Source organism: Klebsiella sp. GG_Kp173, from assembly GCF_040062415.1.
Classification (GTDB): Bacteria; Pseudomonadota; Gammaproteobacteria; order Enterobacterales; family Enterobacteriaceae; genus Klebsiella; species Klebsiella quasipneumoniae.
In genome coordinates this window covers 36,379-63,247 of record NZ_JBEAFZ010000089.1, presented here as the reverse complement: position 1 = coordinate 63,247, position 26,869 = coordinate 36,379, and the positions used below count along the sequence as shown (strand labels likewise).

At 55.0% G+C, this 26,869-nt stretch carries 26 protein-coding genes, 3 tRNA genes and 2 pseudogenes; 10 read left to right on the top strand and 21 right to left on the bottom strand.

Translation table 11 applies throughout. The features are described from left to right. Positions 1 to 706: 706 nt before the first annotated feature. Entirely contained in the window at positions 707 to 1,216 is a 510-nt protein-coding gene (locus ABLU50_RS24940) for a non-heme ferritin-like protein (protein WP_032453399.1), read from the top strand. A 103-nt stretch (positions 1,217 to 1,319) separates the two neighbouring features. Here the strand turns inward: ABLU50_RS24940 and ABLU50_RS24935 are convergent. Continuing rightward, a pseudogene (locus ABLU50_RS24935) lies at positions 1,320 to 1,454 on the bottom strand (succinate dehydrogenase). A gap of 65 nt (positions 1,455 to 1,519) precedes the next feature. Between ABLU50_RS24935 and ABLU50_RS24930 the strand changes: the two are divergent. After that, entirely contained in the window at positions 1,520 to 3,031 is a 1,512-nt protein-coding gene (locus ABLU50_RS24930; RefSeq protein WP_004203444.1) for an MFS transporter, read from the top strand. Between the two features lie 37 nt (positions 3,032 to 3,068). Here ABLU50_RS24930 and ABLU50_RS24925 read toward each other — a convergent pair whose 3' ends face one another. After that, positions 3,069 to 3,320 carry a DUF2766 family protein gene (locus ABLU50_RS24925; RefSeq protein WP_087832161.1) on the bottom strand — a complete coding sequence of 84 codons (252 nt, stop codon included), beginning with the start codon at positions 3,318 to 3,320 and terminating at the stop codon, positions 3,069 to 3,071. Positions 3,321 to 3,467: 147 nt separating this feature from the next. On the opposite strand from ABLU50_RS24925, the gene ABLU50_RS24920 reads away from it, so the two are divergent. Continuing rightward, positions 3,468 to 4,889, top strand: coding sequence for an MFS transporter (locus ABLU50_RS24920; RefSeq protein WP_023318632.1), 1,422 nt, complete (start codon positions 3,468 to 3,470; stop codon positions 4,887 to 4,889). Positions 4,890 to 4,926: 37 nt separating this feature from the next. On the opposite strand, the gene ABLU50_RS24915 is transcribed toward ABLU50_RS24920, so the two are convergent. Next, positions 4,927 to 5,565, bottom strand: coding sequence for an RpiB/LacA/LacB family sugar-phosphate isomerase (locus ABLU50_RS24915; protein ID WP_004203450.1), 639 nt, complete (start codon positions 5,563 to 5,565; stop codon positions 4,927 to 4,929). Between the two features lie 244 nt (positions 5,566 to 5,809). On the opposite strand from ABLU50_RS24915, the pseudogene ABLU50_RS24910 reads away from it, so the two are divergent. Both ABLU50_RS24910 and ftnA read left to right on the top strand, forming a co-directional pair. Then, a pseudogene (locus tag ABLU50_RS24910) lies at positions 5,810 to 5,917 on the top strand (hypothetical protein); the annotation flags it as partial. A 57-nt stretch (positions 5,918 to 5,974) separates the two neighbouring features. Further along, the gene (gene ftnA / locus ABLU50_RS24905; protein ID WP_004203451.1) at positions 5,975 to 6,472 is read left to right on the top strand and encodes a non-heme ferritin; all 498 of its coding nucleotides are present in this window, start codon (positions 5,975 to 5,977) and stop codon (positions 6,470 to 6,472) included. Between the two features lie 36 nt (positions 6,473 to 6,508). Here the strand turns inward: ftnA and ABLU50_RS24900 are convergent, their stop codons facing one another. Further along, positions 6,509 to 6,748, bottom strand: a complete 240-nt coding sequence (locus ABLU50_RS24900; RefSeq protein ID WP_004203452.1) for a YecH family metal-binding protein — start codon at positions 6,746 to 6,748, stop codon at positions 6,509 to 6,511. 192 nt (positions 6,749 to 6,940) lie between these two features. Between ABLU50_RS24900 and tyrP the strand changes: the two genes are divergently transcribed. Continuing rightward, positions 6,941 to 8,152, top strand: a complete 1,212-nt coding sequence (tyrP, locus tag ABLU50_RS24895) for a tyrosine transporter TyrP (protein ID WP_004203453.1) — start codon at positions 6,941 to 6,943, stop codon at positions 8,150 to 8,152. A gap of 29 nt (positions 8,153 to 8,181) precedes the next feature. Here tyrP and ABLU50_RS24890 read toward each other — a convergent pair whose 3' ends face one another. From ABLU50_RS24890 to uvrY, 8 genes are all read right to left on the bottom strand, one after another. After that, the gene (locus ABLU50_RS24890) at positions 8,182 to 8,850 is read right to left on the bottom strand and encodes a YecA family protein (RefSeq protein ID WP_087832160.1); all 669 of its coding nucleotides are present in this window, start codon (positions 8,848 to 8,850) and stop codon (positions 8,182 to 8,184) included. 98 nt (positions 8,851 to 8,948) lie between these two features. Then, positions 8,949 to 9,830 carry a dihydrodipicolinate synthase family protein gene (locus tag ABLU50_RS24885; protein WP_087832159.1) on the bottom strand — a complete coding sequence of 294 codons (882 nt, stop codon included), beginning with the start codon at positions 9,828 to 9,830 and terminating at the stop codon, positions 8,949 to 8,951. 1,500 nt (positions 9,831 to 11,330) lie between these two features. Further along, positions 11,331 to 11,417 (bottom strand) — tRNA-Leu (locus ABLU50_RS24880). Between the two features lie 13 nt (positions 11,418 to 11,430). Beyond that, positions 11,431 to 11,504: transfer RNA gene (locus tag ABLU50_RS24875), tRNA-Cys, on the bottom strand. Between the two features lie 40 nt (positions 11,505 to 11,544). Next, positions 11,545 to 11,620 (bottom strand) — tRNA-Gly (locus tag ABLU50_RS24870). Positions 11,621 to 11,770: 150 nt separating this feature from the next. Next, positions 11,771 to 12,319 carry a CDP-diacylglycerol--glycerol-3-phosphate 3-phosphatidyltransferase gene (pgsA, locus tag ABLU50_RS24865; RefSeq protein WP_048295116.1) on the bottom strand — a complete coding sequence of 183 codons (549 nt, stop codon included), beginning with the start codon at positions 12,317 to 12,319 and terminating at the stop codon, positions 11,771 to 11,773. Positions 12,320 to 12,376: 57 nt separating this feature from the next. Then, entirely contained in the window at positions 12,377 to 14,209 is a 1,833-nt protein-coding gene (gene uvrC, locus ABLU50_RS24860) for an excinuclease ABC subunit UvrC (protein ID WP_017900233.1), read from the bottom strand. Continuing rightward, positions 14,206 to 14,862: a UvrY/SirA/GacA family response regulator transcription factor gene (gene uvrY, locus ABLU50_RS24855; protein WP_002911539.1), complete on the bottom strand. Its 657-nt coding sequence runs from the start codon at positions 14,860 to 14,862 to the stop codon at positions 14,206 to 14,208. Before uvrY ends, uvrC begins: the two co-directional genes overlap by 4 nt. 461 nt (positions 14,863 to 15,323) lie before the next feature. Here uvrY and ABLU50_RS24850 point away from each other — a divergent pair, with 461 nt between their 5' ends. Continuing rightward, a complete protein-coding gene (locus ABLU50_RS24850; protein ID WP_004203457.1) occupies positions 15,324 to 15,548 on the top strand; it encodes a DUF2594 family protein in 225 nt (74 codons plus the stop codon). 67 nt (positions 15,549 to 15,615) lie between these two features. On the opposite strand, the gene sdiA is transcribed toward ABLU50_RS24850, so the two are convergent. The 5 genes from sdiA to tcyJ all read right to left on the bottom strand — a co-directional run bounded on the left by sdiA (position 15,616) and on the right by tcyJ (position 19,968). Further along, a complete protein-coding gene (sdiA, locus tag ABLU50_RS24845) occupies positions 15,616 to 16,338 on the bottom strand; it encodes a transcriptional regulator SdiA (protein ID WP_004203458.1) in 723 nt (240 codons plus the stop codon). 314 nt (positions 16,339 to 16,652) lie between these two features. Continuing rightward, the gene (gene tcyN / locus ABLU50_RS24840; RefSeq protein ID WP_004203465.1) at positions 16,653 to 17,405 is read right to left on the bottom strand and encodes an L-cystine ABC transporter ATP-binding protein TcyN; all 753 of its coding nucleotides are present in this window, start codon (positions 17,403 to 17,405) and stop codon (positions 16,653 to 16,655) included. Further along, on the bottom strand, positions 17,402 to 18,070 hold the full coding sequence (gene tcyL / locus ABLU50_RS24835) for a cystine ABC transporter permease (protein WP_004203466.1): 669 nt from the start codon (positions 18,068 to 18,070) through the stop codon (positions 17,402 to 17,404). The genes tcyN and tcyL overlap by 4 nt, the downstream gene beginning before the upstream one ends. A 15-nt stretch (positions 18,071 to 18,085) precedes the next feature. After that, positions 18,086 to 19,072 carry a D-cysteine desulfhydrase gene (dcyD, locus tag ABLU50_RS24830; protein WP_004203467.1) on the bottom strand — a complete coding sequence of 329 codons (987 nt, stop codon included), beginning with the start codon at positions 19,070 to 19,072 and terminating at the stop codon, positions 18,086 to 18,088. A gap of 95 nt (positions 19,073 to 19,167) precedes the next feature. Next, positions 19,168 to 19,968 (bottom strand): cystine ABC transporter substrate-binding protein, encoded by an 801-nt coding sequence (gene tcyJ, locus ABLU50_RS24825; protein WP_004203468.1) that lies wholly within the window; start codon positions 19,966 to 19,968, stop codon positions 19,168 to 19,170. Positions 19,969 to 20,168: 200 nt separating this feature from the next. Here tcyJ and amyA point away from each other — a divergent pair, with 200 nt between their 5' ends. Continuing rightward, positions 20,169 to 21,656, top strand: a complete 1,488-nt coding sequence (gene amyA, locus ABLU50_RS24820; protein ID WP_004203469.1) for an alpha-amylase — start codon at positions 20,169 to 20,171, stop codon at positions 21,654 to 21,656. Positions 21,657 to 21,697: 41 nt separating this feature from the next. Here the strand turns inward: amyA and yedD are convergent, their stop codons facing one another. Continuing rightward, positions 21,698 to 22,132 (bottom strand): lipoprotein YedD, encoded by a 435-nt coding sequence (yedD, locus tag ABLU50_RS24815; protein WP_176391510.1) that lies wholly within the window; start codon positions 22,130 to 22,132, stop codon positions 21,698 to 21,700. A gap of 374 nt (positions 22,133 to 22,506) precedes the next feature. Here yedD and rcsA point away from each other — a divergent pair, with 374 nt between their 5' ends. Then, the gene (gene rcsA / locus ABLU50_RS24810; RefSeq protein ID WP_004203475.1) at positions 22,507 to 23,130 is read left to right on the top strand and encodes a transcriptional regulator RcsA; all 624 of its coding nucleotides are present in this window, start codon (positions 22,507 to 22,509) and stop codon (positions 23,128 to 23,130) included. 32 nt (positions 23,131 to 23,162) lie between these two features. Here rcsA and dsrB read toward each other — a convergent pair whose 3' ends face one another. Further along, positions 23,163 to 23,354 (bottom strand): protein DsrB, encoded by a 192-nt coding sequence (gene dsrB, locus ABLU50_RS24805; protein WP_004203477.1) that lies wholly within the window; start codon positions 23,352 to 23,354, stop codon positions 23,163 to 23,165. Positions 23,355 to 23,495: 141 nt separating this feature from the next. Between dsrB and yodD the strand changes: the two genes are divergently transcribed. After that, positions 23,496 to 23,717, top strand: coding sequence for a YodD family peroxide/acid resistance protein (gene yodD / locus ABLU50_RS24800; protein ID WP_004203478.1), 222 nt, complete (start codon positions 23,496 to 23,498; stop codon positions 23,715 to 23,717). 299 nt (positions 23,718 to 24,016) lie between these two features. Here yodD and dgcQ read toward each other — a convergent pair whose 3' ends face one another. Together dgcQ and ABLU50_RS24790 are read right to left on the bottom strand one after the other, a co-directional pair. Further along, positions 24,017 to 25,696 carry a cellulose biosynthesis regulator diguanylate cyclase DgcQ gene (gene dgcQ, locus ABLU50_RS24795; RefSeq protein WP_348864949.1) on the bottom strand — a complete coding sequence of 560 codons (1,680 nt, stop codon included), beginning with the start codon at positions 25,694 to 25,696 and terminating at the stop codon, positions 24,017 to 24,019. A gap of 117 nt (positions 25,697 to 25,813) precedes the next feature. Continuing rightward, positions 25,814 to 26,725 carry a DUF808 domain-containing protein gene (locus ABLU50_RS24790; protein ID WP_087832156.1) on the bottom strand — a complete coding sequence of 304 codons (912 nt, stop codon included), beginning with the start codon at positions 26,723 to 26,725 and terminating at the stop codon, positions 25,814 to 25,816. Positions 26,726 to 26,869 lie beyond the last annotated feature (144 nt).

Below are 26,869 nucleotides of genomic sequence, written 5' to 3'. Positions count from 1 at the left end.
GATTTAGCAAAAAAAGACATAAAAAAAGACTCAATTGTCATACAATTTAGCCAGTGAATAGCAGGATCATCTATACCACCAGCAGGCTTATCCTTGTGATGTCAGTGGGTGTTTAACAGAGGGTTACGGCACTGTTATAATCAGCGACTAAGGGGGTCGCAGCGGCGGTCGACTGCCCACCGGCGCTGTTGTGCAACGGACGCGCGCCGCCAGTCCAGCGTCGGCCGTTTTATATCGCGATAAAACGGATCTTTTGCGTAATTTATTCCGAATTGATAAAAGATATTCCCGCTGCATAGAAAAGCCTGCAACAAAAAATAAAAATAATTATCATCACAACGAAACATTGCCCTCTGAAATAACTTATAGCTTTGAGTTATACGATGAATCTCGTAGTCAAATATCTATAACTTATACCTAACACACCACACTCATTCCCCAGCCTGAGCCGCAATCCCACTGCATGTCGTCATGCAGGAATAATGGTGTAACAAAACGTAAATTATCCATCATGAGAGTTTTCTTAATCGCATTCAGCGAGTATTCTTAAATTGTCGGCAAGTGGAAAAATTACCCGACTCATACGGAATGTGTAGAGTTTTATTATTCTGCAACAGTGCAGCGCGTCACTCTTTTATCCTGTTGTTTGCTCCAGGAACCGCTGACGCGCACCAGTAACCCCTTCCCGGTTAATAAGGATATTTTTATGGCAGTTCCAGGAATGGCACAAAAGCTAAACACCCAGATGAACCTTGAGTTCCACGCCTCTAACGTTTACCTGAACTTAAGCGAGTGGTGTGCCCGGCATCGCTTCGACGGCGCCGCGACATTTCTGCGCAACCGCGCGCAATGCAGCATCACCCTCACCATGCGCGTATTTGACTATCTGAAAAAAGCCGGCAGCTGGCCGATAGTCAATCCCGACCGCGCCTGTAATCCCGAATGTACCTCGCTGGAAGATCTCTTTACCCAAACCCTGGTCGATTACCGCCAGCGGAGCAGTATGCTGAGCGGTCTCGCCGAGGAAGCCAAAGCGCAGAGCGATGACAACACCTGGCGTTTTCTGACCCGCCTGGCGGAAGAGCAGCAGCAGGATGGGCTGCTGCTGCAAAGCGTGCTCGAGGAAATTCGCAATGCCGACAAAGCCGGGATAGGTATGGAACAGACCGATCGCCGTCTGATGGCCCTCGTCGGAGCGTCACAGAAACCCCACTAATCAGACGCGCCGGGCCTTTCTCGCCCGGTCAGGGGGAGCGCGTTCGCGCTGCCCCGCCCTGTTTATTAATCCGTTCTTGCTATTCTCCCCTGCTATTTATTCCTCAAACGAATAAAAAAGTTTTAACTCGATCCCATTCCCTCGTCACCGTTACCCCTTAGGGGGGATTAGTGAGCGCGGTCACTTTTTGTTGAGTCATAAAGAAATATAAAAACAGCGTTTCAAAAATATAAAACACGAGGTTTATTTTTTATGGCTAGATACACGGCTTCAGCCTCTGAAGGGCTGCAGGGAAGACCGATCTTGTTACGCCATCAGTTAGCCTACGGCGGCGGTAATCTGTTAGGGAGTGGCGCACTGGCGATAAGCGGAGCATGGCTACTCTATTTTTATACGACCTTTTGCGGCCTGACGCTGATCGAGGCCTCATTTATCTTCTCCGTCGCCAGCATCATCGACGCCATCAGCAACCCGCTGATGGGCTATCTGACGGATAATTTTGGCAAAACGCGGTTAGGCAAGCGCTTTGGACGTCGGCGCTTCTTTTTGCTGATCGGCATTCCTCTGATGCTGTTCTACCCGCTGCTATGGGTAGAGGGTCTGAGTTTCTGGTACTACCTGTGTACCTATGTGGTGTTTGAGATCATCTATACCTCCATCATGGTGCCCTATGAGACGCTGGCGACAGAGATGACCGATGATTTCTCGCTACGCTCAAAGCTCACCGGCTATAAAGCCATCTTCGGCAAGCTGGCCAACTTCCTCGCCGCGTTTATTCCCGGACAGTTCATTCTGCTGTACGGCAAAGATTCCGCCACCCCTTTCTTCCTCACCGGGCTGACCTATGGCGCGATCCTGATCGTCGCGATTACCTGCCTGTGGCTGTGCAGCTGGGAGCGCGAGCGTGCGGAAGCCGTGGATACCAGCGCGAAAAAGGGGCTGCTGAGCACCCTGCTGTCGCTGGCGAAAGACATGCGTTCCACCTTTTATCTGCGCGTGTTCCGCAAACATCTCGGTATGTACCTGTGCGGGTTTGGCGCGGAATGGCTGTTTGCCTCCATCTTCACCTATTTCGTGATATTCGTTCTGCAGCACGATCCGGCAATGGTGGCCGGGCTGAACAGCCTGAACTCGATTCTGCAGCTGATCTCCACCGCGCTGTTTATCGGCCTGTGTGTGAAAAAGGGCTTTAGCAAACCCTATATCCTCGCGCTGGGGATCGTGATTTTCGCAGTCCTGCTGTATACCTCGCTGTGGTTCTTCCATCTGCCGTCAGGCCTGGCGACAGTGCTGATGTTCGGTATTACCGTGCTGTTCGGCCTGGGGACCGGCGGGGTTTACTATATTCCCTGGACCGTTTACACCTTCCTCGCCGATGTCGACGAAATCTACACCGGACGCCGCCGGGAAGGCATCTATGCCGGCGCCATGACCTTCTCAGGGAAAATTCTGCGCTCGATTGTGGTGTTTTCGATGGGAGCCATCCTGAGCTTTTACGGTTTCCAGTCAAAAGCGCACAGCCAACCGGAAAGCGCCGTGACCGCCATCGCGGTGGTATTCTGCGTCGGTGTCGTCGCCTTAGCCCTGGCCGCCATCGTCTTCAGTAAGCAGATGAAACTGGACCGTAAAGCTCATCTGGTGGTTCTGCAGGAAGTCGCGCGGATTAAAGCAGGCGGTAAAATCAGTGATATTGCGCCGGAGGTGCGGGCAATCGTAGAGGATCTGGTTGGCCATCGCTACGAAGAGTGCTGGGGCAACAGCAAATTGTTTAAAACCGCTGAGCCTGCGCCAGTGCAGACCGTGGTTTCTCATTAAAGAAAAAGGCCCCGGCGGTAATCCGCGGGGCCGGTTATTAATGCGTTTCTTCCTGCGGGGTAAACTTCAGCTCAATCAGGGCAATCGCTTTTTGCACCGCGCGAAGCGTCACCGGGTCGGCAGAAGCCGGGTGACTGGCGAAGTCGATGGCTTTCAGCTGACTGGTCATTTTTTCACGCACTTCCACCGGCGCGATGACGTCAATCACGTCGAGGATCTGCTTGATAATCAGCTGGCAGGCAACCACATCGGAAACCAGCTCGTCGTGTTCGGTAAGATGTTGAGACATTAATTACTCCTTTTTTCAGGAGCGTAATAGTACCCTAAATCGATAACGATAATAAAACCTGCCGCGGCAGGTTTTTTTCACCACCCGAGTGGCTGGCGGCGCCTCTGCTGCCGCTTTGCCGAGGATCCCCTTGATGGCAGCGACAACATGAACACCGCGATCTCTTCCGGTAACGAACGTGCCTTTTCAGCCCCGGCGCTGCTGGTGGCTGGCGCCTTTTTTATGGAGTTTCTCGACGGGACGGTGATCGCTACTGCCCTGCCCGACATGGCGAGAGATTTTGGCGTCACCGCCGTCGAGCTTAATATCGGCATCAGCGCCTATCTGATAACCCTCGCGGTGCTGATCCCGGCCAGCGGCTGGATCGCCGATCGCTTCGGCGCCCGGGCTATCTTCACCCTCGCTCTGGCCATTTTTACCCTTGCCTCGATCTTTTGCGGCCTCTCCAGCGACGTGCATACCTTTGTCGCCATGCGTATCCTGCAGGGGATCGGCGGCGCGCTGATGGTCCCCGTCGGCCGTCTGGCGGTACTGCGCACCACGCCGAAACACCTACTGATTAAAGCCATCGCCACCCTCACCTGGCCGGCGCTGGTGGCCCCCATTATCGGCCCGCCTTTGGGAGGGTTTATTACCCGCTACGCCAGCTGGCACTGGATCTTCTTTATCAATGTCCCGCTGGGCGTCGCGGCGATTATCCTGTCGCTGCGCATCATTCCTGATATCCGCGAAACGGAGCGGCGCGCCTTCGATATGACAGGATTTATCACAACCGCGGTGGCGATGGTCAGCCTGGTGACCGCGATGGAACGGCTCGGCGATCGCCAGCCGCAGATCTGGCCGACGCTGGCCCTCGCCGCGCTGGGCTTCAGTTGTCTGTTATATTCCATTCGTCATTTCCGCCGGGCGGCGGCGCCTATGGTTCGTCTCGACGCCCTGCAGGTGCCGACGTTCCGGGTGACGATGTACGGCGGCTCGCTGTTCCGGGCCTCCATCAGCGCAGTGCCCTTTCTGCTCCCCCTGCTGTTCCAGGTGGGGTTCGGTATGGATCCCTTTCACTCCGGCCTGCTGGTGCTGGCGGTATTTGTCGGCAATTTAACCATTAAACCCGCCACCACGCCGCTGATCCGCTGGCTGGGCTTTCGTCGCCTGCTGTTGATCAACGGCGCGCTGAACGTCTGTTCGCTGCTGGCCTGCGCGCTGCTCACGCCGCAAACCCCGGTCTGGGCGATCATGCTGATCCTTTATCTCGGCGGGGTGTTTCGCTCTGTCCAGTTCACAGGCGTGAGCACGCTGGCCTTTGCCGATGTCCCCGCCGCGCAGATGAGCGATGCCAATACCCTGTTCAGTACCGCGTCGCAGCTGGCGGTGGGGCTGGGGATCACGCTTGGGGCGATCGGCATTCGCCTGGGGGAACAGGTCGGCGACTGGCTGCACCTTTCCGCCGTTCCGGGGATCAGCTTTCGCCTGGCATTTGTGTTTATCGCGGTGATCTGTCTGGTGGGGATGATCGACAGCCTGCATCTGGCTAAAACGGCAGGCAGCAGCGTGTCGGCGAAGAAAACCTGAATGATGGAAGGGCCAGCGGCGCTGGCCCTGATAACGATTACCCGACGATCTGACGGACGAACGCTTCGATCGCTTTATCCTGGCAGTTTTCGAAGAAGCACTGCTGGAAGCGAGGGCCAGAGACCGCAGTTTTCACCAGCTCCGGATCGATGGCGCGCAGGGTGTCGAGATAATTTTCTTTGACTACCGCCGCTTTGACCTGGTTGAGGATCCCGGCATTACGCACCTGCGGTTCTTTGCGCTCCGGCGGATAGCCTTCCCCGTTACGACCGGTAAAGGCTTTTTCAAAGATAAAGCGCACATTCAGCTCGGCACCCCACCCGAAACCTTTGGCAAACGGCAGCGACAGCGCGTTACCGTTGTTGATCTGGGCAAACAGGAACGCGTCCGCCGGGTCGATACAGTAGCCGCAGACCACGCCAGGATGGATGTTCAGCGACATCAGCGCTCCCTGGCCGGTACCGCAGCCGGTGACCACGAAGTCAACCGCCTTCGAATTCAGCAGGATGCTGGCCATGATCCCGAGGTGAATATAGGTCAGATGATGATCGTTCTCATCGCTCATACCGACGTTAAAGACCGGAAATCCTTTTTCGTCGGCAACCGCGTTAAGCTCCTTGAGGATGATGGCGTTTTTGTTCGCCTGGCTGTTCTCCATCATCAGTGCAATCTTCATGGTTTACTCTCCTGAATGCTGTGCGGGCCTGCCCGCAGAATGTCATTGGCGTTGACTGCACTCTACTACCTGGAAAACAAACCTTCAAATTTTATGAAAAGTTGTTTTAAAAATTACGCAGCGCTTCACACTTTCACCGCCTCTGCCGCTCAGGTTACCGTGTCGCCCCTCATCAGGACGACTCCGCATGGCGCTCCCCACCTGGCAACCCGCAGAGGGCGTCGTTTCGCTTCCGCAAAAAACTAATAATAAATTAAAACTATTCTCATTTATTATTAAATTGCCAATGCGTGTTATTCCCATTAGCATTTTAAATAAAATATTTTTAAATTTACTTTTTGCAAATAATTAAATAACAAATTATAGTGGCAGCCGATAACATCTATTTTTTAATTCCAGGAGCGCGACGATGCTGAAAACGGAAATGATCGACAAACTGAATGAACAGATGAATCTTGAACTTTATTCTTCTCTTCTTTATCAGCAGATGAGCGCCTGGTGCAGTTACCATAGTTTTGAAGGGGCTGCGGCCTTCCTGCGTCGCCATGCCCAGGAAGAGATGACCCATATGCAGCGCCTGTTCGACTACCTGACCGACACCGGCAGCCTGCCGCGCATCAACGCCATCGCCTCCCCGTTTGCCGAGTATGCGTCACTGGATGAACTGTTCCGCCAGACCTATGAGCACGAGCAGCTGATCACGCAAAAAATTAATGAACTGGCGCACGCGGCTATGACCAGTCAGGATTACCCGACCTTTAATTTCCTGCAGTGGTATGTCGCCGAACAGCATGAAGAAGAGAAATTATTTAAATCGGTAATTGACAAACTGACCCTCGCCGGGAAAAGCGGTGAAGGTCTGTACTTTATCGACAAAGAGCTGGCCACTCTCGATACGCAGAATTAATTGCTCGCGCCGCGACGCTTCTCCGTCGCGGCATTTTTAATGCTGGCAAATCTTATTTTCTGCGGTGGTAAACCCTGTCGCTCTGGCAATAAATTTACCTTTTTGCTCTAAAAACGCCACCAGCTCCGCAGCGCTCAGATTTTCCGCCGAACAGGTGTGAAAACGCGCCTCTGCGCCAAAGCGACGGTGTATGGCCGCCTCCAGCGAAGCTGCCGTCCAGCACTCCCCCGACGCCAGCATCATCTGCAGCACTTCATGACCATGTATAGAAGACATAACCCCTCCGGAAAAAAACGTCAGCTTAGGCCAGACCGGCGGCCCGCGCCTTGCGCCAGCGCAGGCTTTCGCCCTTTCGAATTCGTAAAGTTTTGATTACACTGCTTGTAACCCTGATTTGACGAAAGACGCAATATCCCCTACTCTGCGCGGCATAAATTATTGTGATTTGCTGTAGGGATAGCGAAAAGCGTGAAGAACCGCACTCTGGGCAGTATTTTAATCGTAGCCGGCACCACAATCGGTGCAGGAATGTTGGCAATGCCATTGGCCGCCGCAGGCGTCGGGTTTACCGTCACGCTGGGTTTACTTTTCACCCTGTGGGCATTGATGTGCTATACCGCCCTTTTGCTGCTGGAAGTCTACCAGCATGTCCCTGCCGATATGGGGCTCGGTTCTCTGGCGGCGCGCTATCTGGGCCGTTACGGACAGTGGATCACCGGGTTGTGCATGCTGTTTCTGTTATACGCCCTCACGGCGGCCTACATTAGTGGCGCCGGCGAATTACTCGCTTCCAGCCTCAACCAGTGGCTGGACTGGCAGCTGCCGCCGGCCGCAGGCGTACTGATCTTCACCCTGCTCGGCGGGGCGGTGGTGTGCATTGGCACCGCGCTGGTCGACCTGTTCAATCGCTTCCTGTTTAGCGCCAAAATCGTCTTCCTGGTGATTATGCTGGCCCTGCTGATGCCGCACATTCATCAGGTGAATCTCCTCACGCTGCCGGTTGAGCAAGGCCTGGCTCTGTCGGCCATTCCGGTGATCTTTACCTCCTTCGGCTTTCACGGCAGCGTGCCGAGCATCGTCAGCTATCTGGGGGGCGATATCCGTAAACTGCGTCGGGTGTTTATTATCGGCAGTTTTATTCCGCTGGTGGCCTATATTTTCTGGCAGCTGGCGACGCTGGGCAGTATTGACGCCCCAGCCTTTACCGCCCTGCTTGCGCAACATGCCGGTCTGAACGGTCTGCTGGAGGCGATCCGCGAAGTGGTAGCGTCACCGCACGTGGAGCTGGCAGTACACCTGTTTGCCGACCTTGCGCTGGCGACCTCCTTCCTCGGCGTCTCGCTCGGGCTGTTTGATTATCTGGCCGATATGTTTCAGCGCAAAAACAACGTCAGCGGGCGTCTGCAGAGCGGGATGATCACCTTTCTGCCGCCGCTGGCGTTCGCCCTGTTCTATCCCCGCGGCTTCGTCATGGCCCTGGGCTACGCCGGGGTGGCGTTGGCCGTTCTGGCCCTGATGTTACCGGCCATGCTGGTCATGAAGAGTCGCCGACTGCATCCGCAGGCCGCCTGGCGGGTGGCCGGCGGCGCCCCGGCGCTGTGGCTGGTCCTGCTGTGCGGGATCGGCATCGTGGCGATCCAGTTCTGCATCGTCGCCGGGCTGTTACCGGCGGTGGGATAGATAAAAGAAGGGGCCAGCCGGCCCCTTTTTCATTTCGCTAAGCAACACTGCTTATACTTTTTACCGCTGCCGCACGGGCAGGGATCGTTACGTCCGACTTTCGTCTCATTTCTTACCGGCTGCGGGACCACCTCCGGCTGCGGATTCGCCATCCAGTACTGGTAAAGCGCCAGCGCCGCCGGGGTGATACGCTCGATACTGGCGATAAATTCATCCGCCGTCAGATTATCCAGCGTAGAAAACTGTTCTTCGCTACCGTGAAGCGCAATCGCCTCCAGCTCAGGCTGAAGTTCAGCGGGCAGCGTCGACCAGTCGCTCAGCGCCACGCCGCGCAGATAGCCAAAACACCACTCTTCAACGATGGTCAGTTCCTGACCTTCCGCTTCGCGGGTGCCGAACAGCGGTTCGAACTGATCGGGATAAGACTCGAGTCGTTCGGCGATATCGCTCATATGCTGCAGCGTCAGATTGACAAAGCGATCGCGCTCGCGGTCGTTGGCCCAGCGTGGCACGTTATCTGCGCCACCCCAGATCGCCAACAGCCACTGGGCGGGTTCAATAGCGGTGGGCGCCGAGAGGATCGCCGTCAGCAGGCCATCCAGTTCAGAGACATCCAGAATAGCGCCTTCGGTGGCGTATTTCGCCAGCGTCTCGTCCAGCCATTCCAGTTCGTTTTCGTTTAAGGGTCCGGTATTCATTCACAGGCTCGCATGGTAAAAATCGGGCCTACAGTAGCCGAAATGCCGGCAGAAAGCCACCCGGCTGCGCCCATTGCGCCTGCGCCGACCCGACACAATCAGGCCAGCCCTTGTAGCGCCGCCGCCACGTCGCGACAGGCCTCATCCCCTAACGGCAGCAAGGGGCGGGGAAGCGAGTCAGGGTCGCACAATCCCAGAATAGCCGCAGCGGCGGCGATCACCCGCAGGCTGCCGCCGTAGCGGTCAAAGCACCGCCAGAGGGGCGCCAGTTGCTTATTCAGCGCCGCCACCTGTTCCGCGTCGCCGTGACGGATGGCTTTTACCAGCGCCAGTGAGATCCGGGGAAAGAGTCCGCCGCAGACCGAGTACCAGACCTCACAGCCGGCCTGCAAGCCGGCTGTCGCCCGGACGTCACCGCTCACGCCAAGCGTGACGCCGCAAGGCAGATGACGACGCAGCGCCGCCACCCGTTCGCTGGCCTGTGGCGCGGGCAGACCGGGAATTTTAATCGAGGCGATGGCCGGTAAGGCGGCAATGCGCCCCTGCAGCTCATCCGATAACGTCACATGGGTGGTACGGGGATTGTCATACAGGCAAACCGGCACCGAGGCATGCCGGCAGACCTCCTCGTAAAAAGCATAGATCTCCTCCGCAAACAGCGGCTGATAGGACATCATCGGCAGGAGCAATGCATCCGCCCCGGCCTGCTGAGCATCCTCCACCAGCCGCAGCACCTCGCAGGTGGCGATGGCGCCGACGCCGACCATCATCGGGGTCGGCCCGGCATGCGCCTTCGCCACCTGCACGACCCGCTTGCGCTGCTCACGACTGAGATAAGCGTAGCTGCCGGTTGAGCCTAAGATGCCCAGGGAGTCGACTCCGGCATCGGTAAGACGAGCAAGAATACGAATAAACGCTTTTTCATCGATATTTTGCTGATGCAGCGGCGTTAACGGAAATGCGCAAAGCCCTGTGAACATGATGCCTCCGGCAGGCAGGGAGAAGTGTCCGGACGATAGTAGCAGGGAGAGATCGTTTTGTCCTGGGACAAATGAGCGATTGCCGGTGACAATGGGGTGGTTCCCCACTACGGGGGGATCCCATTCGCGATATTGCCGCTGTCAGCCCAGACATCGATAGCCACCCGATTCTGCCGAGGATATTCAACGACGCCGTTCCCTGCAGTCGCTATTTTTTGCTGCATTGCCAATCTTAAATCAATTTGCCATAAGACCGCATGATTGATGTTGTTATATATAAGCAGCAATTAAATAAGGTACCACTACGGCTTCAAATGGATAAAAAATGACAGATAACATCCAGGAAAAATATCTAAAGATATGATTAATAAAGTCAACGTATAAAATATTACTGGGTCGACCTGCAGATCCTGACGGTCCTGAAAACTATTATCACGCAACTTCTGACAAGCCGCTTGCAGAATCAGCGCAACTTCTGAACTCATCGCTGATAAACAGTGACGAGTTCAAGGGATTAACAACATCCAGAATGGCATTCGAGAATATGTGTCTCCCGCCACATTGTGTATCAAGGACGGAGACTCAAGAGCGGTTGGCTGTAAAGCACATTGTGTCGCCAGGAAGCCATTGTTTAACATCGCGGACACTGAAAAAATTCAATCTGAAAACACCTCTCTGCCTTTTGACTGGATTTTTTCCTGCCCCGCGATGGTCATCGATTGCCTGTGGGACGATTTTCACCCATCGCGATTCCTCGAACCGTTTAGGCGTATTACGTCCGGGCAGTAAAGAGGTTCAGGAACATATTAAAAAGTGCGGATGGCAAGCTTTTTGTCATTTGCTGCAGATAAGAGATCAATCTTGTAAAGGTGCCCCCGGCATTAGTCGCTGAACTGGCTCAGCACACGACGAACTTCTATCTGTTAGCTTTTTCACTGCAGAACCCCTCTCATATTCAACTGGAGAGCATCGCTTCTGGGGACAATTATTCGCTATATCGTTTTACCCCGGAGTCTGAAGAAAAATTTACCGGCAAATTCCCCTCGCTTACGGATGAGATGGTATTTATATCGAAAGTACTTTCTTTCAACCTCGAACTATAGAGACGGTTCCAACACCGGTCCGCTGTCTCGTCTTGTACCCACTCGCTTCCTACCTGCTGGCCTGGGGGAGCGAGATCGTCCCGAACGTATAATCACCCACCCGTTAAACCCATTATCCGCCGCGACCCGGACCTGCTTCACTACGGTAAGCCTCTATGCCAGAAGTCTGTGCCGACCACAGACCTTGACTTCAAGCCTCTCCTTGCCCGGATTCAGAGCGGCCCCCCGTATCTCCAGGCGCAGGCTTAGCCAGTGACAATAATTCGGGTGTAGCGCAAGATGGATAAGAGAAACAGGATGACATGTCGTAATGAAGAGGGATTTAAAAACAAAAAAACCACCCGTAGGTGGTTTCACGACACTGCTTATTGCTTTGATTATTCTGCTTTTATCCCAATGGTACCCGGAGTGGGACTTGAACCCACACAGCGCGAACGCCGAGGGATTTTAAATCCCTTGTGTCTACCGATTCCACCATCCGGGCTCGGGATATAAAGTGGAGGCGCGTTCCGGAGTCGAACCGGACTAGACGGATTTGCAATCCGCTACATAACCGCTTTGCTAACGCGCCTTTGATACTGAAGCACCCGCCTATGCCGATGCTATTAATTTGGAGCGGGAAACGAGACTCGAACTCGCGACCCCGACCTTGGCAAGGTCGTGCTCTACCAACTGAGCTATTCCCGCATCATCAAGTTATTTGCTAATCACTTGATTTTGTTATCGTCTGGAAGACTGTGCCGCCGTTCGATGCGTTGCATTCTACTTATCTCTCGCGGTGAGTCAACGGTATTTTTCGCAACTTTGCATCGTTTGCTGAAAATAACGGCGAAACGATCACTGATCAAGCAAATCGCCGCGCGCCGCGTTCAAATATTGCAGCATCGACCACAGCGTCAGCACCGCCGCCACGAGGAAAAGCGCGATCCCTGCCCATTCCACCCACGGATAAGGACGCCACAGCATCCACACCAGGGCGGTCATCTGCGCGGTGGTTTTTACTTTGCCAATCCACGAGACCGCCACGCTGCTGCGTTTTCCCAACTCCGCCATCCACTCGCGCAGCGCGGAGATAATAATTTCCCGGGCAATCATCGTCGCCGCCGGCAGCGTGACCCACCAGGTGTGATAGTGCTCAGCGACCAGCACCATGGCGATAGCCACCATGACTTTATCGGCCACCGGATCGAGGAAGGCGCCGAACCGGGTACTCTGGTTCCAGCGACGGGCGAGGAAACCATCAAACCAGTCGGTCACAGCGGCAACAAAGAAAATCAGCGCGCAGGCAAACGGCGCCCAGATAAAGGGCAGATAAAACGCCAGCACAAAGAACGGGATCAGGATGACGCGGAACAGAGTAAGCAACGTAGGGATATTAAATTGCATAGTGACGGGTAACTATCTGTTGTAAGTAAAAATTAGCCCTATGTTGCTACAGAGCCCCTAATGTTTCAACGAGTAGAAGATCTTTTCTGCCAGAGCGTGAGAGATGCCCGGTACTTTGGCAATTTCTTCGACGCTGGCCTGCTGCAGCCCCTGCAGTCCACCCATGTACTTCAGCAGCATCTGGCGACGCTTCGGCCCCACCCCCTCGATAGTCTCAAGCGAGCTGGTGTTCTTCACTTTCGCCCGTTTTTTGCGATGGCCGGAGATTGCATGATCATGCGATTCATCGCGGATATGCTGGATCACGTGCAGAGCCGGCGAATCCGGTGGCAGGCTAAACCCCTCGCCTTCCGGCTCAAAGAATAACGTTTCCAGGCCGGCTTTACGATCGCTACCTTTCGCCACGCCCAGCAGCAGCGGATGATGTTTATCCCAGGGGACGTCCAGCTCCGCAAATACCGCTTTCGCCTGCGCCAGCTGCCCCTTGCCGCCGTCTATCAGGATCACATCAGGAATCTTGTTGTCATCAATCGCTTTGCCATAGCGACGGCGCAGGACCTGATTCATCGCCGCATAGTCATCGCCCGGGGTGATGCCGGCGATATTGTATCGCCGGTACTCCGCGCGCAGCGGACCATTGCTGTCAAATACCACGCAGGAGGCGACGGTCTGTTCGCCCATGGTGTGGCTGATATCAAAGCACTCCATCCGCTTCACCGCCGGCAGCTCCAGCACGGAGGCCAGCGCCTGCAGACGCTGATGAATAGTCGATTGCTGAGACAATTTGGTGGTTAACGCCGTCGCGGCATTGGTGCGCGCCAGCTTAAGATAACGCGCCCGGTCGCCGCGCGGCTTGGTCTGCACATGGATTCGACGCCCCGCCAGTTCTGACAGCGACTCGGCCAGCAGCGTCTTATCTCCGAGGTTAAAGTCGAGCAAAATTTCCCCCGGCAGCGTGCGCATCTGGCTGCCCTGCAGATAGAACTGGCCGACAAAGGTCTCGACGACCTCGCCCAGCTCGGTACCGCCCGGCACTTTCGGGAAGTAGCTGCGGCTGCCCAGTACTTTACCCTGGCGGATAAACAGTACATGGACGCAAGCCATGCCGGCATCGAAGGCAACCCCGATCACGTCAAGATCGTCGCCGGTGTTAGAGACAAACTGTTTCTCCGTCACGCGGCGGACGGCCTGAATCTGGTCGCGAATGCGCGCCGCCTCTTCAAACTCAAGGTTCTGGCTCGCCTTCTCCATCCGCGCGATGAGCTGAGTCAGCACCTGGTCATCTTTGCCGGCAAGAAACAGCCGCACATACTCCACCTGCTGAGCATACTCGTCTTCACTGACCAGCCCCGCCACGCACGGCCCGAGGCAGCGGCCAATCTGATACTGTAGACAGGGACGGGAGCGATTGCGGTAGACGCTGTTTTCACACTGACGGATGGGAAAGATCTTCTGCAGCAGCGCCAGGGTCTCGCGCACGGCATAGCCGTTGGGAAAAGGACCAAAATACTCGCCCTTCGCATGTTTGGCGCCACGATGCATCGCCAGACGCGGATGGGTATCGCCACTGAGGAAAATAAAAGGATACGACTTATCGTCGCGCAACAGCACGTTGTACCGCGGCTGGTACAGCTTGATATAGTTGTGCTCAAGCAGCAGCGCTTCCGTCTCGGTATGGGTGACGGTCACGTCGATTTGCGCGATCAGCGCCACCAGCGCTTCCGTTTTACGCGACGCGAGGTTGCTGCGGAAGTAGCTGCTGAGCCGCTTTTTCAAATCTTTGGCTTTGCCAACATAGATGACGGTTCCGCCAGCATCATACATCCGATACACACCGGGCTGGCTAGTTACCGTTTTCAGGAAAGCTTTTGCGTCAAAAACATCACTCACTGGCTTGCTAACGACTCCGCATTACACAGGCCATGGCGAATTGCCAGGTGGGTCAGCTCGACATCACCATGAATGTTCAATTTGCTGAACATCCGATAACGATAGCTGTTAACCGTTTTAGGACTCAGATTCAGCTGCTCTGAGATCTCATTCACCTTCTGACCTTTGGTGATCATCAGCATAATCTGCAATTCGCGTTCAGACAAACTGGCAAACGGCGATTCTGTTTTTTCCGGTTCAATCTGACTTAACGCCATTTGCTGAGCAATATCAGAGGCAATATAACGTTGCCCTGACGCGACGCAGCGAATCGCATTCACCACTTCCTGTGGCGCGGCGCCCTTACTGAGATAGCCTGCCGCCCCCGCCTGCATGACCTTGGCAGGTAAGGGATTCTCGGTATGCACGGTCAACATGATCACTTTTGTGCCCGCTACCGAGCGCGCAATTTTGCGCGTCGCTTCCAGACCCCCGATCCCGGGCATGTTCATGTCCATCAGGACGACATCGGCGGAATTAGCCCGGCACCACTTGACGGCGTCTTCGCCGCAGCAGGCTTCGCCAGCGACTTTAATCCCTTTTATATCTTCCAGAATGCGTCGTATCCCTGCGCGCACCAGTTCGTGGTCATCAACAAGAAGAACGTTGATCAAAGGAATAATCTCCAGAATGAGGGATAACGCTACTGATACTTTATCTCCCACATATTACCGGGTTTTATTGCTATTTTAAAAGGCAAAAAAATGCCCTCGCCTCGATTTGGCTCTCATTTATGGCAATGTCTGTGCACACTCAGTGGAAAGTCATTGCGAACAGTCGGTTGCACGAGTCTTATTTTTTAACAATCCCCATACAGAAGGCACAAAAAACACAACAGATTACGTAGCGCATAAATACGAAGCTAAATATGTAACAATTATTAACGTACTAAATAGATAGTGGCAATTATTGGCCTGACGATGGCTATTACGTCTTATCTGAAGCATAAAACCATTCACAGCTCAGATGAGAGAACAGAAATTAAGCACTCCTTTTTTTTCTGTCGCTTGTGGTATACTGCGCGGCCTTCACATTGAGTAGAGCGCAATAGCGCAGCGAGTAAACGAGGATATCGATGAGCACACCAGATTTTTCCACTGCAGAAAATAATCAGGAACTGGCGCAGGAAGTCTCCTGCCTGAAAGCGATGATGACGCTGATGCTGCAGGCGATGGGCCAGGCAGATGCAGGTCGCGTGATTATTAAAATGGAAAAGCAGATCGCGCAGATGGAAGATGAGGCTCAGGCCGCCGTATTCTCCAGCACCGTTAAGCAAATTAAACAAGCTTATCGGCAGTAATCCTGTACCGGCTGAAAGTATGACTGACAGCCGGTATCACGTCTGGCACGCAGAACGGCAGGCGCCTTCAGATTAACCCTGTCGCCACAGCGTAACAGGCAATTTGCGTTTTATTCGGCGCGTTAAATTTCCGTTGCATATTCTTCTGATGGAAATTGACCGTATTTTCCGAAATCGAGAGAATCATCGCCACCTCCGCAGAGGTCTTTCCTTCCGCGGTCCATTTGAGGATCTCCAGTTCGCGCCGGCTGAATTTCATCTCCGGCGGCATCACCATCTCATCTTCAAGACGCAAGAGCGTCAGCAGGCTCAGCTCCGTCAGCGTTCGCAAGCGCAGCTCCAGCTCATCTTCAGCATAAGCGTTCGGCAAACGGTTGTTCGCGGAGACGGAGAGAAAACCCTGAGCATGATTCGGCAACGTCAGGCACTGTGTCACCCCTTTTTGCAGACCATGGTCGCGCGCGCCGTCCCATAACGCCTGCGCATCGCGAAACAGCCCATCTTCCCACGGCAGATGGCCACGCATAAAATTCTCCGGGCGTAATACGGGATCTATGGCGAAATAATTCTCTGCCTGGTAATGAGACATCCATGCGCGGGGATAGGTCGACTGAAACGTGACGCGGGGGCGGGTGAAAGGCACCGGGTGACGTACACAAAGCGTATAGAAATCATATTCCAGCGTTTCTGTTTCTCGTTGCAGGAGATTATAAACCTCCTGAGCGGCGGCCATGGACTGAAATTGATGCAGCATATCCCGCCGCCAGCTGAAAAAATCATTGTCCCTCATAGCTGTGCAAATAACTCCTGATTGATAATCATTATTATAAATACAGAAAACTAACACATAAATCTTATTTATATGTATAAAATATCGTAGCTGTCGCATTTATTAGCCTGAAGACTTGCCTTTTCCCAGTTCGCTGCGCTGAAACTAAGGCCCCTCCCTTCATTTTCTACACCCTACAAGGGGGGATGGGAAGCGGTGTATACGGCCAGGGGAGTAAATAGCACAAAGACGTGACGATGGGGTGTTACCCCAGCGTGGAATTGGGCTCATTGCGGCGGCTCACACGAAGGCGAGCCGCCGCGCCAGCGCCTGCTCTATTGCATCAGGAATTTTTCGAGGAACTGGCGGGTTCGCGGCTGCTGAGGCGAGGCGAACAGCGCTTTGGCCTCGCCTTGTTCAACGATGCGTCCCTGATCCATAAAAATCGCCCGATCGGCAACGTCGCGAGCGAAGCTCATTTCATGGGTCACGATAACCATGGTGCGTTTCTCCTGCGCCAGCTGGCGGATGGTATTGAGCACCTCCCCTACCAGCTCGGGATCGAGAGCCGAGGTCGGTTCATCAAACAGGATCACGTCCGGACGCATGGCCAGCGCGCGGGCAATCGCGACCCGCTGCTGCTGCCCGCCAGAGAGGCGGCGCGGATAGCTGTTCTCTTTGCCGCTGAGGCCCACTTTCGCCAGCAGATCGCGCGCCCGCGCCATCGACTCCTGCTTGTCTTCACCTTTTACGATGACCGGCCCTTCAATGATGTTCTCCAGCACCGTCCGGTGGGGAAACAGGTTGAAGTTCTGGAAGACAAAGCCAACGTGCTGGCGCAGCCGACGGATAAGCCCTTTTTGCGGCCCGAGGCTGCGACCAGCGTCGATCGTCACATCGCCGACGCGGATAGTGCCGCTCTCCGGTTGCTCCAGCAGATTAATGCTGCGCAGCAGGGTGGTTTTACCCGAGCCGCTGGGGCCGATGATTGCCACCACTTCGCCTTCCTGCACCTCGAGGTCGATACCGTGGAGCACCGTCTGGCCATGGAATTTTTTCACCAGGCTTTTTACTTCAATCGCACTCATTTCGGATCACGCTCCTGGCGGTTCAGCTGGTTTTCAAAATAGTTCTGCAGCGAGGAGAGTACCGTCGCCATCACCCAGTAGATCAGAGAGGCGGCCAGATACATGGTGAAGACCTCCAGCGTACGCGAGGTGATAAGCTGCGCCTGACGGAACAGCTCCGGCACCTGGATCGTCGCCGCCAGCGAGGTATCTTTTACCAGGCTGATAAAACTGTTAGAGAGCGGCGGCAAAGCGACCCGCGCCGCCTGGGGTAAAATAGCCCGACGCATCGTCTGCCAGGGGGTCATACCGATACTGGCCGCCGCTTCCCATTGCCCTTTGTCAATCGAGGCGATGGCCGCGCGTAGGGTTTCCGCCGCGTAGGCCGCCGTGTTCAGCGATAAGCCGATCATCGCCGCCGGGATCGGGTCAAGCTCAATGCCAAACTGCGGCAAGCCGTAGTAGATCATGAACAGCTGGGCGATAAGCGGTGTCCCGCGAAAAATGGAGATATACATGCGCGCCAGCCATTTTACCGGCCAGAGGGTCGACATGCGCATCAGCGCCAGGATAAAGCCCAGCACCAGGCCGAAAAACATCCCGCCAATGCTCAGCTGCAGCGTAAAGACGGCGCCTTTCAGCAGAAAAGGCGCAGAATCGATGACCAGTTGAATACTTTCTTGCATGCTGTGGTTTCTGTATTAGAGGTGAGGATGATAGGCAAACAGCGCCGGCGCTCCGCCGGTATGGACGAACAAAATCGGCCCTTCATCCTTAAAGCGTTTCTGCGTAATGCCATCGATAAGTCCGGCCATCGCTTTGCCGGTATAAACCGGGTCGAGCAAAATACCTTCCAGTTGCGCCAGCAGCTTCACGGCGGCCATTCCTTCCTCATTTGGCGTCCCGTAGCCTGGGGCAAAGTAATCGTCCCACAGGATGATGTCGGCTTTCGCCTGCAGCTCAAGGCTGTTGGCCACGGCCTGCTGCAGCGCTACCACTTTCGGCAGCTGGTCGGCAACCGCGCGCGACACCGTCACCCCAATCAGTTCCGCCTGCGGCATCAGCTGTTCAAGGCCGACCGCCAGTCCGGCATGGGTGCCGGCGCTCCCGGAGGCCACCACCACCGACGAAATCTCCACCGCGTCTTCGCACTGCTGGGCGATTTCCAGCGCGCTTTCCACATAGCCTAGCGCCCCAAGGGCGTTTGAACCGCCGACCGGAATGACATACGGGCGGTACCCCTGCGCTTCGATACGGGTCGCCAGCTCGTCGAGCTGCGCAGCGGGATCGGTCAGGGCATCGCACATCTCAACCTGGGTATTAAACAGATCCAGCAGCAGGCGGTTGCCATTGCTCAGATAGTTCTCCGCACGGGTGCCGATGGGATTTTCCAGCAGCGCCACGCAGTGCAAGCCCAGTTTGGCGGCGACCGCCGCCGTCTGGCGCACATGGTTAGACTGGATCGCGCCGGCGGTAATTAAAGTATCCGCCCCTTCGCGCAGCGCATCGGCGGCGAGAAACTCCAGCTTGCGCAGTTTGTTTCCCCCCATCGCCAGCGGCGTCGTATCATCACGTTTGATAAATATTTCGCGCCCGAGGTGATCGGACAGACGCGGCAGATACTCCAGCGGCGTCGGCGCGCCGATCAATTCCAGACGCGGAAAGCGGGTTAAATTTTGCAGTGACATGGCCCCTCCTGACTCAGTTATGCTTCATTATGCACACAGTTACGCGCTAAATAAAAAAAGGCGCTTCCAGGAGCGCCTTTTTTCACCGCTGGCCTTTATTTTGTCACGTCAGCGCCAAACCATTTCTCTGACAGGGCCTTCAGGCTGCCATCTTTCTGCATATCCGCGATCGCGCCATCTACCGCTTTCAGCAGGTCATCGTTGCCTTTGCGCAGTGCAACGCCAGCTTCCTGACGGGAGAACGCTTCGCCGGTTACCGCCAGCGTGTTGTTAGTTTTCTTCACCAGATCCAGCGCCGCCAGACGGTCAACCAGAATGGCGTCAATACGGCCTACGCGCAGATCCTGGTATTTGGTCGGATCGTCATCATAGGTGCGGACATCCACGCCCTGGACGTTCTGACGCAGCCACTCTTCATAGTTAGTGCCCAGCCCGACGCCCACTTTCTTGCCTTTCAGATCCGCTGCGGTTTTAATCGCGCCTTCGTTGCCTTTCTTCACCAGCGCCTGCACACCGGAGATCGTGTACGGGGTGGAGAAATCGTATTTTTTCTTACGTTCATCAGAGATAGTGACCTGGTTAATCACCACGTCAATGCGCTTGGAATCCAGCGAGGCCAGCATACCGTCCCACTTGGTCGGTTTGAGGTCAGCCTTCACGCCCAGATGTTTCGCCAGCTCGTTGGCGAACTCCACTTCAAAGCCGGTCAGCTTACCGTCATCGCCCTGGAAGCTAAAAGGAGGATAGGTGCCTTCGAGGCCCACGCGCAGGGTGCCGCGCTCTTTAATCTGATTGAGCAGGTTTTCCGCCGCAAAAGTTTTCACGCTAACGCCAGCCATCAAAACAACGGCCATCGCGCCCATCAGCGCCTGACGACCCAGAAGTGCTAATTTCATAGATACCCCGAAGGTTAGGATTTTCCTGTAGTGTAAAGCGCTTAACGGCCCGACACCAACATCGTTACGCTACATCTTATGCAAATTTATTATATATGATCCGCTTTAGGGTATAGCGAAATTCAGGGCTTTCCTCACCCGTTTTGCGGGATATCTCCCATACTGCAAAGGTCAGCCTGTTGACGTCTGGAGCATGGAAGATGAAAAACCCCACCTTGTTGCAATGTTTTCACTGGTACTACCCCGCCGGCGGCGAACTGTGGCGTGAAGTCGAAGCGCTGGCCCCCAGTCTTAACGAAATCGGCATCAATATGGTCTGGTTGCCCCCCGCCTACAAAGGCGCCTCGGGCGGCTATTCCGTCGGCTATGACACCTACGATCTCTTCGACCTCGGCGAGTTTGATCAAAAGGGCTCTGTCGCCACCAAATATGGCGATAAGACCCAGCTGCTGGCGGCGATCAACGCCCTGAAGGAGCACGACATCGCCGTGCTGCTGGACGTGGTGGTGAACCATAAAATGGGCGCCGATGAAAAAGAGGCCCTGCGCGTGCAGCGCGTCGATGAGCAGGATCGCACGCAAATTGACGAGACGATCATAGAGTGCGAGGCATGGACTCGCTATACCTTCCCGGTGCGCGCCGGGCAGTATTCGCAGTTTGTCTGGGACTACAAGTGCTTTAGCGGCATTGACCACATCGAGAATCCGACGGAAGACGGTGTATTTAAAATCGTCAACGACTACACCGGCGAAGGCTGGAATGAACAGGTCGATGACGAGCTTGGCAACTTCGACTACCTGATGGGCGCCAATATCGATTTTCGTAATCACGCCGTCACCGAAGAGATCAAATACTGGGCGCGCTGGGTGATGGAGCAAACCGGTTGCGACGGTTTTCGTCTTGACGCTGTGAAGCATATCCCCGCATGGTTTTACAAAGCGTGGATCGAGCATGTTCAGGAGGTAGCCCCGCAGCCGCTGTTTATTGTTGCGGAATACTGGTCCCATGAAGTGGAAAAGCTCCAGCAGTATATCGATCTGGTCGAGGGCAAGACGATGCTGTTTGACGCCCCGCTGCAGATGAAATTTCATGAAGCGTCACGCCAGGGGCGCGATTACGACATGAGCCAGATTTTCAGCGGGACGCTGGTGGAAGCCGACCCCTTCCATGCCGTCACCCTGGTCACCAACCATGATACCCAGCCGCTGCAGGCGCTCGAGGCGCCGGTTGAGCCATGGTTTAAACCGCTGGCCTATGCGCTGATCCTGTTGCGTGAAAATGGCGTACCTTCGGTCTTCTATGCCGATCTCTTCGGCGCCTCCTATGAGGATACCGGCGGCGACGGACAAACCTACGCCATAGAAATGCCCGTTATCGAACAACTCCACGAGCTGATCGACGCCCGTCAGCGTTTTGCCCACGGCGTGCAGACTCTCTGGTTCGATCACCCCAACTGCATTGCCTTCAGCCGCAGCGGCACGGACGAGGATCCCGGCTGCGTGGTGGTGATGTCCAATGGTGATGAGGGAGAAAAGACCCTGACGCTGGGCGAGAATTATGGCAACAAACGCTGGCGGGATTTCCTGGGCAATCGGGAAGAGATTGTCGAAACCGACGGCGAAGGCTGCGCCACCTTTACCTGTAACGGAGGAAGCGTCAGCGTGTGGGTGCTGGAGGCGGTGCTGTAGTCATCTGACGCCGGACGGGCCAGCGGTGGCCCGCCGGAATCTTAGTGCGCGGTGGTCGGCGCGCTGACTGGAGCGGTGGCACGCGCTTTCGCCCATGCTTTCTCGCACTCCGGGGTGAGACGTTCAACGCGGGTCAACGTCATACGATCGTAGGAAAGGGTGTTGCCCTCGTGCTCGATCGGGTAGATATCCAGGGAAGCGGTCACGTTGTAGATATCGCTATCGCGGTTCATCAGTTTCCCCGGCTGGGCGATCACGCGCTGCCACTGGCGGCAGTCGAAGGTGTCCCCATCTTTGGTGACGATCAGGCTGGCGATGGCGTCCGGACTCATCATCTCACTCTGCGGCCCTTTCGTCTGCCAGTAGCCTTCCAGGCCTGCCGGCGCTGGGGCTTTAACAACGTCTTCGTAACGATCAACCTGCACGCATCCGGCGAGCGCCACCACCATGCCAGCAAAAACTAACTGTTTCATCATTCATCCCACAAGCTGATAAAAAAGTATTGTGGCATTAAAGCGTTAAGCCTTCCACCCCCGCCGCGGGCGGAGAAGCCGGGTAAAACAGGGCCAGGCATCGTGACCTTCATATGAAATAAGGAAATTCTGAAAGTAAAAGAATCTTTGGCGCCTAACCATAGCAGCCACGGGCACTTTTTGTTTTTAATTCGCTCACACTACCGGTTCTCGACTTTACTTTAAGAGTTTTCCTGGCAAATTATATGCAGAGATGCGGAATAGTTTAATGGAACTAATGGGTTCTTTCTTAAACCTACTATTATTACCGCCCGCAAGGACTGCTTCGCACAGCCAGTGCGAAGTGTATATCGTTACGTGTTGATTGAGGATGGGTCATGTCAACGATGATTATGGATTTGTGCAGTTATACCCGGTTGGGACTTACGGGATATCTGACCAGTCGGGGAATTAAAAAACAGGAAATCGTTGAGGTCAACTGCGCTGAGGATCTGCACAGGCACTGTGCGTCATGTTGCCCGGCGGTGGTGTTTCTGAATGAAGATTGCTTTGTGCATGATGATGAAAGTAATAACATTATTCGCCAGATCATCACGCAAAATCCGGCGACGCTGTTTGTGATTTTTATGTCGCTGGCGAACATCCATTTTGACCGCTATCTGCGGGTACGTAAGAATCTGCTAATCAGTTCAAAATCGATCACCCCAAAAGACCTTGATGTCATTCTGGTTAATTATCTTAAATACAAGAACACGAGCCTGGGGCAGTTGAATTTACCGACGTTGTCGCTAAGCAAAACAGAATCAAATATGCTGCAAATGTGGATGGCCGGGCATGGTACTTCGCAAATTTCAACGCAAATGAACATCAAAGCGAAAACGGTATCATCGCACAAAGGTAATATTAAAAAGAAAATACAGACGCATAATAAGCAGGTGATTTACCACATCGTTCGGCTGACCGAAAACATTACCAGTGGTATTCAGGTGAATCTACGCTGAAACAAACTGGCGGTGGTCCCGCCAGTTCGGTTTTACGAGATTTCTTTTTCCACGAAGATCCCATCCGGGTGCCCTATTTCATTGAAAAACCAGATCCCCAGGGGATAGTCTTCCAGCGAAACCAGATACATCGTCCCTTCGCTAAACGACTCAATTGCCAGCACTACGCCCGATCGACGTGGGCCACCGTCGGTCTTCACCGTGACACGATCGTTCACCTGCATAATCCATCTCCTCTCTATTTTCAGCCAGTGTAGAACAAAACCACGCCGCTCGCAGCGTCGCGGCCGGTGACTGGCGCTTTTTTAGACCGACTATACTTAAAAAGGCTTGAGCGACGCTCAGCGAGGGGGGTAATGATAATGATGAAGAACCGATTGACAGACCAGACCGGGAACGACGTTGATGTCAACGTTGATGCTCTACTGGCGGCGATTAATGAGATCAGCGAAAGCGAAGTCCACCGCATCCTCGATGACCCTCAGCGCGCCAGTATCGATGGCCGCGGGGCGCATACCTGGCGCGAACTGGCGGAGGCATTTGAACTCGATATTCATGATTTCAGCGCCAGTGAAGCCAACCGCTAGCGATGGGCGAAAAAAATCCCGACTCGCAGGAGTCGGGATCAAACTTGCTAATGCAAGAAGCACTTGAAAATTCGTTACACCGGGAAATCCGATGCGTTGAAACATTATCCTCAATTATTTTGCATGACAAGAGATATTCATGACGCAAAATATTGAGAAAGTCGGCGCTTCGCAGCAGAAAGGGCTGCAAGGCTGATGCGAGAAGGCTTAGCCGCAAACCGGTTTCATCCGATAGTACGATCGCCAGACATTACTTTAAGATAAATCTCAAATCCGCTGGCGCGAGCGAAACGTTTTACTCACGCTTCGCTGCGATAACAGACTTGGTTGCGGCCATTCTGCTTGGCCAGATACAGTCGACCATCGGCGACCGACTGCAGCGCTTCAAAGTGATACTCTCCCTGCTCTTCGCTGGCGCTTACCCCTAACGACGCGCTGACCCGCAGCGTCACGTTGTTATGCAAAAAGACCTCCCGGCCATGAATACGCAGGCGTAGCCGCTCCGCTATCGCCGCCGCTTCCTGCAGCGTGGTATTCGGCAGCACGACACAAAACTCCTCTCCCCCCACGCGGCCCAGCAAATCGCCTTCCCGAACAGTGCCGGCAAGGGTACTGGCCACCATCGACAGCACCCTGTCACCCGCCTGATGACCATAGCGATCGTTAATGCTCTTAAAGTGATCCAGATCGAGCTGGATCACCGCCAGCGGTAGTCCGCTGCGCTGGCAGGCGCTGGCGACCGCCATCGCCTTTTCAAACAGCGCCCCGCGATTGAGCAGGCGGGTTAAGGCATCGTGCCAGGCCTGCCACTCCAGAGAGGTCTGGAGGACGCTCATATTGCGGACCATACGGCGGATCACCAGCCAGGAGAGCAGCAGCATCAAGGTGAAGAGGATCCACATCAGGGTCAGGGCGATGGTGATGGTACCAAAGTTGCCGCGTACGCCTTCCCGCAGGGTGTGGATCCGCAGCCGCACGCCGTCAAAATTCCGTAGTTTGGCCCAACTGATATAGCGCGTCAGCAGACGCAGGCCGCCCTGGTTATCATGGGCAAACGCGCGGCTGAGCAGTTCCTGCTCGCGCGGCGACAGCAGCGTCAGGACATTCCCCGGCGCAGAGGAGGCCAGCAGGCTAAGATGGCTGTCATAAAGCTGGTATTCCCCCTCCTGCCCGCCCTTCATCGCGCTGATTAAAAATGCTTTTATTTCGCTGACTGAGAAATCCATCGCCAGCACGCCGCGCCAGTAACCGGCAAAATCCAGCGGTATCGAGGCGGTAACCACCTGCTCTTCCAGCTGCGGGTCATCGTCAGGAAAGGTTTGCCAGATAACGCCGCGGTACGGATTGTTCCGCTGGGTCTGCCGGGTAAACCAGAGGGCGCTGATAGCGCGCGAATAGTTCGTCTTCACCTGCGATTCATCGCGCAGCGGCAGGGTCGAGGTGAAAAAGCCGCTGCGGGAGATATATTGCATCCGCTCGGCAAAATCGCGGTCATGCTGCGTCAGATTTAACAGATAACCCAGCTCCAGCGTCGCCATCAGTTCATTGACCACCAGCGGATCGTCCGGCAAGAGCAGCGGGTGCTCCCTGACGACGCTCTCCGAGACGCCAAACACCGGCAGCGTCCGGCGGTTCGGGAGCGCCACCCGCCAAATCTCCTGATGGCGCTGGTTCAGATAGCGCTGGCTGGCCTCGTGCAACACATCGACGTCGAGGGGGCGTTCAAGTGCGGACTGCATACCGTGGCGAAAAAACATCATCCTGTCGATGTTAAACTGCAGCAGCCCATCCATTTCATGCGCGACGTTAGCCAGATTATTGCGCTGGTTCGCCACGTAGGCCTCTTCCAGGACGTTGATTTCACGCCAGATCAGCAGCGTGGAGAAAAATAGCACCACGATAAAACAAACGTTAACCACATGTGCCGGGCGAGTCAGGAAGTAGCGCTTTTTCAACTTCAACCGCAGTGGCTTATCCATCTTTCTCTCGTAGTACGTTGCGCAAACCTGACGTCGTCAGCGCACGCGGTTTCTGTCGATACCGGACGCGCTTTTTAGCGTAGACCACGCGGCGCCAATACGCTGCGCCGCACCTGACTACTTCACAGCGCCACGCAGGCGGCTCACCGCCTTGACGCCGGCCAGTACCACCGCACCGATGATAAAACCCAGCACCAGATTGACCACCATCGGCAGCAAGGCGGCCAACATGCCGCCCAGGCCCGCGCTCCAGTGCTCAATGGCATGGTGCAGCGGCGCAATACCGTGGACCACAATCCCGCCGCCAACGAGGAACATGGCCAGCGTCCCGACGACAGAGAGCAGTTTCATCAGCCAGGGAGCCACGGCCAATAACCCTTTGCCCAGCCACTGCGCCAGCGTACTGCGTTTCTCCGCCAGCCAGTAACCCATGTCATCCAGCTTGACGATCACCCCCACCAGGCCATAGACCCCGACGGTGACCAGAATCGCGATCCCTGAGAGAATGAGGATCTGATTCAGCAGCGGCGCTTCCGCGACAATGCCGAGGGTGATGGCGACAATTTCCGCGGACAAAATAAAGTCGGTGCGAATCGCGCCTTTTACTTTGTCACGCTCAAAGGCCAGCGGGTCACGATCCGCCAACGCCTGAAGACGCTGCTGCCGTTGCGCTGGGTCCTCCTTGTGCTTACGCGCTTCCAGACTGTGGAGCACCTTCTCCACCCCTTCAAAACAGAGAAACGCGCCACCCACCATCAGCAGCGGCGTGATCGCCCAGGGAATAAAGGCGCTGATCAGCAGGGCCAGCGGCACGAGGATGATTTTATTGACGAACGACCCTTTCGCCACGCCCCAGACCACGGGCAGCTCACGATTTGCCCGCACGCCGGTCACCTGTTGGGCATTCAGGGAAAGATCGTCGCCCAGCACCCCCGCCGTTTTTTTCGCCGCCAGCTTGCCCATCATGGAGATATCGTCCAGCAGCGTGGCGATATCATCAAGTAATGTTAAAAGACTACTTCCTGCCAAAATGATTTTCCTTCTCTTTTCATCAATGTCTCCCTCGAGTATGCGTTAAAAAACGGCCGCTGCCCAAGGTACAATTAGTCAATATAAATTTAACAACCTGGCGCAAATTAAGCGCTCGCCAGCAGGATAGTTTTCACGTTTACT